This is a genomic window from Rhodococcus sp. C26F (assembly GCF_053345925.1).
In genome coordinates this window covers 21,261-28,019 of record NZ_JBKFBA010000049.1, presented here as the reverse complement: position 1 = coordinate 28,019, position 6,759 = coordinate 21,261, and the positions used below count along the sequence as shown (strand labels likewise).

Here is a 6,759-nt window from a genome sequence, read left to right as displayed (position 1 = left end):
CGTCGAGTGGGTATCCACCGGGCGGAGGAGCAGCGATGAGCGCGGTCACGACGAATCAACCTCTCGGCACCCCCACCTGGATCGACCTGGGCATCCCGGATCTCGACCGGGCGATGGCCTTCTACGGGTCGGTCTTGGGGTGGGAGTTCGACGTCGGTCCCGAGGAGTACGGCAGGTACACGATGTGTCTGCTCGGCGGTAAGAAGGTTGCCGCGCTGATGCCGAATCTCGATGAGAGCGCGACCGAGTTCTGGTGGAACGTCTATCTGGCGACTGACGATGTCGATGCGACGGTCGCTCGGTCCGTGGCCGCGGGCGGCACGTTGCTGACGGAGGCGATGGACATCGCCGACCAGGGTCGGATGGCGATGGTGCGGGATCCGTCCGGTGCGCAGTTCGGCCTGTGGCAGGGACGGGCACACGTTGGCTGCGAGCTCGTGAACGAGCCGAACACGTTGTTACGCAACGACTTGGTGACCCCGAATCCCGGACCGGCGCGGGAGTTCTACGCGGCGGTGTTCGACTTCACCCTGGATGGGAATGACGACCTGCCCGGCGTGGACTTCACCTTTCTGCGCAGACCGGATGGGCACGAGATCGGCGGCATCGTGGGCGATGCGTCCGCCTCGGCGTCGTCCTGGGGCACGCTCTTCCAGGTCGTCGATGCCGACGTGGTCGTCGCCGCGGCCCGGGTCGGTGGGGGTACCGCGGACGATCCGGTGGACATGCCGTACGGGCGGACCGCGGAGGTCACCGATCCGTTCGGTGCGAAGTTCACGGTGGGTTCCCCGCTGCGGGGTGTACCGGGATAGGCGCTCCCGTCGGGCTACCCGCCGACAGTCGGTGCGTGCTCGGTGGCGCCGAGCGAGTGTTCGGTGATCGTGCATCTCGGCGCGGCGTTTCACCAAGTACCTGTATTTTGGCGGGGTTCGAGCGCCGGATCACCCATTGTTGGTCCTCGGCAGCCCCGGTTGCGGCCGCGTAGCATCACGGCTTCTTCTGTCCGGCATCTCATGCTCGTCCGTGGCATCGACACAGCCTTCTGAGGTAGGGACGGTGCGGTGCGGAGGTACCGAGACCTGCTTACCGTTTTCGCCGGTTCATTGCCGATGAAAGAGTGTGCATCGAGGTTGTTCATCGCACAGCTCATTTCTTCACCGGTCAGGGCTCGGGCGGGATTGATGGCGGTCGAGGACGGTGCGGGCCAGCTCGGCGACCTCGAGGTTCATCTGCTGCGAGGTGCGGCGCAGCACATCGAACGCCTCGTCGGCGGACAGATTCTGCAGTCCCATCAACAACCCGACCGCGGTGCCGATCTCGCGATTGTTCACCAGTCCGGTGCGTAACGAGGCGATGTCCTGTTCCCGATGGACCGCGGTGGCAGCGACCGACGCGAACGCCGCCAGCACACTGGCCTGCCCGGCGGCCTCGGCGGTGAACGCACCGGCGGTGGTGGAGAACAGATTCAAAGCCCCGACCTTGCTGCGGTCGATGAGCAAGCGGAAGGCCATCATCCCGCGCACCGGGGTGGTGTCGAGCACCTCCTGCGCCAGCTGGGGCCAGGACGCTCCGGTCCGCAGGTCGGCGTCGATCTGGGGGAGGTGTTCGTCGATGGCGTCCACACAGGGGCCTTGCCCGAGTCGCCGTTCGAGCTCGTCGATGCGCGCAGCGATATCACTGGTGGCCGCCACGGTGACGTGCTGTTTGCCGCGGCGCAGCATCAGGCTCGCGTGATCACAGTCGGGGATGAGAGGCTGCTCCATCACTGTGTCCTTCACTGTGACCGCTGAGATGTCCCGCCATGATCGCACCTGCGCCTCGAGGCGGATCGGACGGCCCCTCGTGCCGAACCTCCCCTGTCGGCCCCCACTGCGCATGCCCCTGAGACCGGGCAGGCCACTCGGTGGGGCCGACGACCAGTACATCCCGTGCTCGACGTACTCGATGTATCCGACCGGATCGACCCTCGCTCGTCGTGGATGCGGCGGTACACCGGTCCGAGGTGATTCTCCTGGGCCCGAGCACACCAGGCGGAAGCGGTCAGGCGCCTTCGCGGTGTTCGAGTCCGACCGCGGCCCGCAGTTCCTCGCAGTCGATCTGCAGTCCGGGGTGTTCGCGGGAGAGCTGCGCCATCAGATCGGCCAAGCCGTCGGCGATGGCGTTGAGCTTGTGCTGGATCGCATCGTCGGCGCGTTTCTGAGTGTTCTGTAACAGAGCGACGAGAAGGAACGTGACGATGGTGGTGAGAGTGTTGATGATCAGCTGCCAGGTGTCGATGTTGTCGAGCAGCAGAAACGACGGTGCCCAGACCAGCACCAGCAGCACGCAGAAGGCGAAGAACGCTGCGCGGGAGACCAGGGTGTCGGCGCGGGTGGCGAAACGGTCGAACAGCGACAACCGTCCGCGCACCTCGGAGGGCAGCGTCACAGGGGATTCGGCGCGGCGGCCGGATGGGTCGACCATGATTGGGTACCTCCTTGCGGCCCGGACCGTCGGGCCTGTCGAGGACCACATACCCGGTCGTTCGCTAGAGAAACGTTCCGGTGTTCTCGGTCCGGGCTGGGCGTCCGGTCGACGGGGGAGCGTGCGATGTCGCGGAACCGGCGCGGAAGTGCCGATCACAGCCGGCGTGCCCGGCAGCGTGGTGCCCGTTCGGGCTCAACCCCGCGTCGAGTTCCACCTCTCTTGGCCGTCCCGAAAGGCGCGGTCGTTGCTGCACTCGATGCCGGTGTGCTCGACGAACAACGCGACGCGGCCATCGTCGGGAGTGATGGAACCGAAGCCCTTCTCACAGTCGAACCACTTGACCACGCCGCGGGCCCCAGACACGACGCCCTTCCTCGATTTCCTCCGAGTCGATGTCTGATAGTGCCACTGCTCGGTTCCGGGGCAGAAGGCATTCGGTGACGGCGCAACGATCGTCGCCGACGGAGGAGTGCGCTCTGCTCTGCTGTTACCGGCTGTTCATTCGTCTCGGCCGGTCATTTCAGGCGATCTCGAGCACCCCGAGCCGCAGCCCCGGATGTCGAGGTCGACGAGACCGGCACCAGGGCGTGGCACCGCGGGAGGCCGGCGGACCTCTTGTGCAACAGTGCACGCGCACAACGTCACTGCCGGATTTCGTCGATTTGCTCGCTCGGGCCGGCCATTGGGGTAGCGCGACAGTGGCTGCCCTCACGTCCTTGTGCACGAACGGTCCGGCTCGTGGGGTCATACGTTTTCGCACTCTCCACGTCGTGGAGTGGCAGCGGGCTCTCGTGTTCCTCGCGAATCCGGATGACACGACCGAAAACGAAGGCAACGAAGGCGGACAGCCCGAGCCACACGATGATCAGCCAGAAGATCCAGTTCACATCGTGGGTAACGACCCGCGTCGACCTCTTGTTACCGGCCAGTAGGAAACTCACCCGTGATTTCACCCGGTGCAGTCGAGAAAAGGCGGCACCGCCGGCTGCGCTGTTGAACCAGCGGCGCCTCACCGCCCGCCGACCCACAGGGCCGGGCGCGGCTGTCGGCAGCGGTACCCGTTCGTCGGTCCCATAATCCGAGGCGTCGACGGTCCACCCCTGATGCACTCGCTGATTCCGCTGCTCGGCACGTCATGCGGTGGCCTACGGAACCGGTGCGAGTATGACGTCATGGCAGTCCCGACCGTAGCCGCGCCGACCACGCGCATGCTGCCTCGTTCGAGCGTTACCTGCACGCCGAGATCGAAGGTTTGCCCGCACCATGGGCGACGAACACGCCGATCTCGAGTCCACGCTCGAGGTCGTCACCAGCACTGCGGTCAAGCTGATCCCGGGGGGTGGAACATTTGCCGAAAGGTGGATTGAAGGAGAGGCGTCGGTGCGTCGGAAAAATATCGATCGTACGAGATTTGTGAAGCAGGTCACTTATTTTCTTCGGGATGGCGGTTATTCATCTGTTTCGGTGGGTAGCCAGATATCAGTCCAGAAAGTCCGGGCGACCCGGGACGAATAGGGCCGGGTCGATTCGACACGAGGAGAAAACGATGACCGAGATCCTGAGTGCTTTCATCGAGAACTTCAATGTCGTCCTGCAGACCCTGTCGACCGGCAGCGCGGACCTGATCGACACCGTGGTCTGACCGGGGCCGACCGGGAAGATCGGAGGGTTCTTCCCGAAAGTTCCACTGCCCCTGAGGAGATCTGCCATGTCGGCCCCGCCGACATGGCAGATCTCCTCCCGGCACTGTCGGCCGATCGTCGTAGCCCGGACGGCAGAAGGGGTGATCACCGCATGGAGTATCGACTTTCCGACTGCGGGGGCAACGGCGAATACTTGAGAATGCGCATGCATAAAAGCGGCGTGTGCTATTGATGCGCTCGCACACGTCCTGGCCACGTCTTCCACAGGATTCACTCGGTGAATTAGTCGGCGGCGCGATACCTCGGAGAGACGCCGTGATAACGAGACGTTCGGCTTCATTGGTTCCCGGTCGACGGGTGTTGGGCGGGAGTACTTTGCTTCTGAAAGGTCCATTGAACCGGGGTGATGGCATGTCCCGGATGGGCTGCTACCTGGCAATGTCCGGCTTGTCAGTGGTCGGGGTGCGCCGGCGTGGTGTGCGCAGGTCGGTGCGTGCGCCGCGGCCGGGGTCGGTTGCGGGCCCCTTCCCGGCTGGGCAGCTCCCGGCCGTCGGGCAGGGTCGGGTCCCAGGCGTCGAGGGAACCGGAGGCAAGGCGGATGTCGGCGCGGCGGAACAAAGTGACCGCGGCGGAGAGACTCTGCAATGCCTCGGCCATGCTCACCCCATCGATGCGTACAAACTTAGATGAGCAAATCTACTTTATCTTGTATTTGCTGGTAAGAGCGTACAAAGGGCAGTGTTCGACCTGGACGCTGGTCGACTCGAGGCAGCTATGACCGCGCGCCGAGCGGCAGATGGCTCGCGCCGGCGTACGTCCCCGCGACGGATTGCGACCTCAGGTTTCAGGCGGGGTAGCAACTCGTGGTGCTCAGCGAGCTCAACGCCATTCCACCGTGGAGTGCTGCCTAACTCGTGCTCACGATCGCCCCTGTTCCGAAGGACGTCATGTCGAGGGGTGACGCTGCAGTGACGGCTGGGTGGCGGCGTCCTTTCCGCGTTGCCATGTCCTTGTCCTCCGCGACGTCGGTGGAGGTGCTTGGATGCGTCGCCAGATTTCTGCTGCTGCACTTTGGGCTGACGACAACAGGCGCCTGTCACCGACGCGAGCGGACGGTCCGAAGACCGAGAGCGCGGCCGCCTGCGAACTTTCGACCTGGCCTATAGGCACTGCAACGCAACCGAATCCTTTCATGCACTGTTCCTGGTCGTAGACCAGACGGGTTTGCCGCACACGTTCGGCCTCGGGGGAATCGATGCCCTGCGCAGCCAGCAGTGCCCTGCCGATAGTGGACGAAGCAGCGGGAAGCCGTTTACCTACCCGCGAGTTCGATGCGGCCGACCCGCCGCCGCCGACTGCTTCGAGATAGACCGCCTCGTCACCGTCGAGGATGCCCAAGTGCACGATGCAACCACTGGTGCGGTGCAGTCGGTGCAGAGTAGGCAGAGCGGCTCGTCGCAACATGTTCTGTTGCGCGGCGGCGGCGCCGAGCTCGATCATGCGCAGCCCCAGCCGGTAGTTCATACCGTCGCGGTGTACCCATCGCAGCTCGACGAGCTGTTCGAGCGCGCGGTGGACAGAGGTGCGCGACAATCCGGTAGCAGCCACGATTCGGGACAGAGTAAGGCGTTCCGCGTTCTCCAGGGCGGAGAGAATGAGCGCGGTGCGCTGCATCGTTCCTCTCGGAACAGTCTGCGGGTCATCGATGTGCATCCGGTCTCCTGTGTCGTCCTCACCGTCTTCGTAGCACCCCGGCAGAGTGCCGATGGGCAAACTTCCGGACACCGGGAAAACACCTGTCGAGGACAGCCTCGGTTCCTGTGTACTTCACCTATGGCCAACCCCGTATGCTCGCGTCCCGGACCTCTACTGCAGGGGCGGCGCACTCTGGTGACGGGAGGGTCCGGCGGGATCGGGGCATCGATAGCGACGATGTTCGCCGCACACGGAGCCGACGTCCTGGTCGTCGACGTCGACCCGAGTGCCGACTTCGACTTCGACAGGGCCGCAGGTGGCTCCATCCGAATGGTGAAATGGGACGTCCGTTCGGCTGCGTGCGCCCCCGAGATCATCGACCATCGACCGGATGTGCTCGTCAACAACGTCGGCCACTATCTACAGCCGCCGCACCCTTTTGCCGACAACGACCCGTCGCTGTGGAGCGAGTTGCACGAAGTGAATCTTGCTCACGTCCTGCGCCTGACGCACGTACTACTTCCAGGCATGACCGAGCGCCGGCACGGTTCGATCATCAACCTCACCACGGTCGAGGCGCATCGGGCAATTCCCGGTCACGCTGTCTACTCCGCGTACAAGGCGGCGCTGACGCAGTTCACTCGATCACTCGCCGCTGAGGTCGGACCAGGCGGCATCAGGGTCAACGCGATCGCCCCGGACCTCATCGATTCCGTACAGGTTCCATACGACCGGCTCGTGCCGGACGAGGATCGAGCACTGTGGCCCACCTGGTCACCGCTCGGTGGTCCTGGCCGACCCGAGGACGTCGCTGGTGTGGCTCTGTTCCTGGCCTCGGACCTGTCGCGTTTCGTCACCGGCGGCACGATCCACGTCGATGGCGGTACCCATTCGAGTGGGGGGTGGGTTCCGCGACAGTCCGGCGGTTGGACCAATCGCCCCCGCAACCCCTGAT

At 64.6% G+C, this 6,759-nt stretch carries 9 protein-coding genes; 3 read left to right on the top strand and 6 right to left on the bottom strand.

What is annotated here, in order from left to right:
• Positions 1–35: 35 nt before the first annotated feature.
• Complete coding sequence (locus tag ACLBYD_RS27480; protein WP_447818919.1) at positions 36–812, top strand: VOC family protein; 777 nt, start codon at positions 36–38, stop codon at positions 810–812.
• A gap of 342 nt (positions 813–1,154) precedes the next feature.
• On the opposite strand, the gene ACLBYD_RS27475 is transcribed toward ACLBYD_RS27480, so the two are convergent.
• The 4 genes from ACLBYD_RS27475 to ACLBYD_RS27460 form a co-directional block, all read right to left on the bottom strand.
• Positions 1,155–1,763, bottom strand: coding sequence for a GAF and ANTAR domain-containing protein (locus tag ACLBYD_RS27475; RefSeq protein ID WP_447818916.1), 609 nt, complete (start codon positions 1,761–1,763; stop codon positions 1,155–1,157).
• A 277-nt stretch (positions 1,764–2,040) separates the two neighbouring features.
• Positions 2,041–2,463 (bottom strand): low affinity iron permease family protein, encoded by a 423-nt coding sequence (locus tag ACLBYD_RS27470; protein ID WP_447818915.1) that lies wholly within the window; start codon positions 2,461–2,463, stop codon positions 2,041–2,043.
• Positions 2,464–2,658: 195 nt separating this feature from the next.
• Positions 2,659–2,829, bottom strand: coding sequence for a cold shock domain-containing protein (locus ACLBYD_RS27465; protein WP_447818914.1), 171 nt, complete (start codon positions 2,827–2,829; stop codon positions 2,659–2,661).
• Between the two features lie 278 nt (positions 2,830–3,107).
• On the bottom strand, positions 3,108–3,575 hold the full coding sequence (locus ACLBYD_RS27460; protein WP_447818913.1) for a hypothetical protein: 468 nt from the start codon (positions 3,573–3,575) through the stop codon (positions 3,108–3,110).
• Positions 3,576–3,729: 154 nt separating this feature from the next.
• On the opposite strand from ACLBYD_RS27460, the gene ACLBYD_RS27455 reads away from it, so the two are divergent.
• Positions 3,730–3,981, top strand: a complete 252-nt coding sequence (locus ACLBYD_RS27455) for a hypothetical protein (protein WP_447818912.1) — start codon at positions 3,730–3,732, stop codon at positions 3,979–3,981.
• 578 nt (positions 3,982–4,559) lie between these two features.
• On the opposite strand, the gene ACLBYD_RS27450 is transcribed toward ACLBYD_RS27455, so the two are convergent.
• Both ACLBYD_RS27450 and ACLBYD_RS27445 read right to left on the bottom strand, forming a co-directional pair.
• Positions 4,560–4,766: a hypothetical protein gene (locus ACLBYD_RS27450; protein ID WP_447818911.1), complete on the bottom strand. Its 207-nt coding sequence runs from the start codon at positions 4,764–4,766 to the stop codon at positions 4,560–4,562.
• A 288-nt stretch (positions 4,767–5,054) separates the two neighbouring features.
• A complete protein-coding gene (locus ACLBYD_RS27445) occupies positions 5,055–5,783 on the bottom strand; it encodes an IclR family transcriptional regulator (RefSeq protein ID WP_447818918.1) in 729 nt (242 codons plus the stop codon).
• Positions 5,784–5,942: 159 nt separating this feature from the next.
• Here ACLBYD_RS27445 and ACLBYD_RS27440 point away from each other — a divergent pair, with 159 nt between their 5' ends.
• A complete protein-coding gene (locus tag ACLBYD_RS27440) occupies positions 5,943–6,758 on the top strand; it encodes an SDR family NAD(P)-dependent oxidoreductase (RefSeq protein WP_447818910.1) in 816 nt (271 codons plus the stop codon).
• The last annotated feature ends 1 nt before the right edge of the window (position 6,759 follow it).

What these genes read in the sequence shown, in the direction of transcription:
- ACLBYD_RS27450 (WP_447818911.1), bottom strand. Translation starts at nt 4,766, where the DNA reads ATGGCCGAGGCATTGCAGAGTCTCTCCGCCGCGGTCACTTTGTTCCGC.
- ACLBYD_RS27445 (WP_447818918.1), bottom strand. Translation starts at nt 5,783, where the DNA reads ATGCAGCGCACCGCGCTCATTCTCTCCGCCCTGGAGAACGCGGAACGC.
- ACLBYD_RS27475 (WP_447818916.1), bottom strand. Translation starts at nt 1,763, where the DNA reads ATGGAGCAGCCTCTCATCCCCGACTGTGATCACGCGAGCCTGATGCTG.
- ACLBYD_RS27455 (WP_447818912.1), top strand. Translation starts at nt 3,730, where the DNA reads ATGGGCGACGAACACGCCGATCTCGAGTCCACGCTCGAGGTCGTCACC.
- ACLBYD_RS27440 (WP_447818910.1), top strand. Translation starts at nt 5,943, where the DNA reads ATGGCCAACCCCGTATGCTCGCGTCCCGGACCTCTACTGCAGGGGCGG.
- ACLBYD_RS27480 (WP_447818919.1), top strand. Translation starts at nt 36, where the DNA reads ATGAGCGCGGTCACGACGAATCAACCTCTCGGCACCCCCACCTGGATC.
- ACLBYD_RS27470 (WP_447818915.1), bottom strand. Translation starts at nt 2,463, where the DNA reads ATGGTCGACCCATCCGGCCGCCGCGCCGAATCCCCTGTGACGCTGCCC.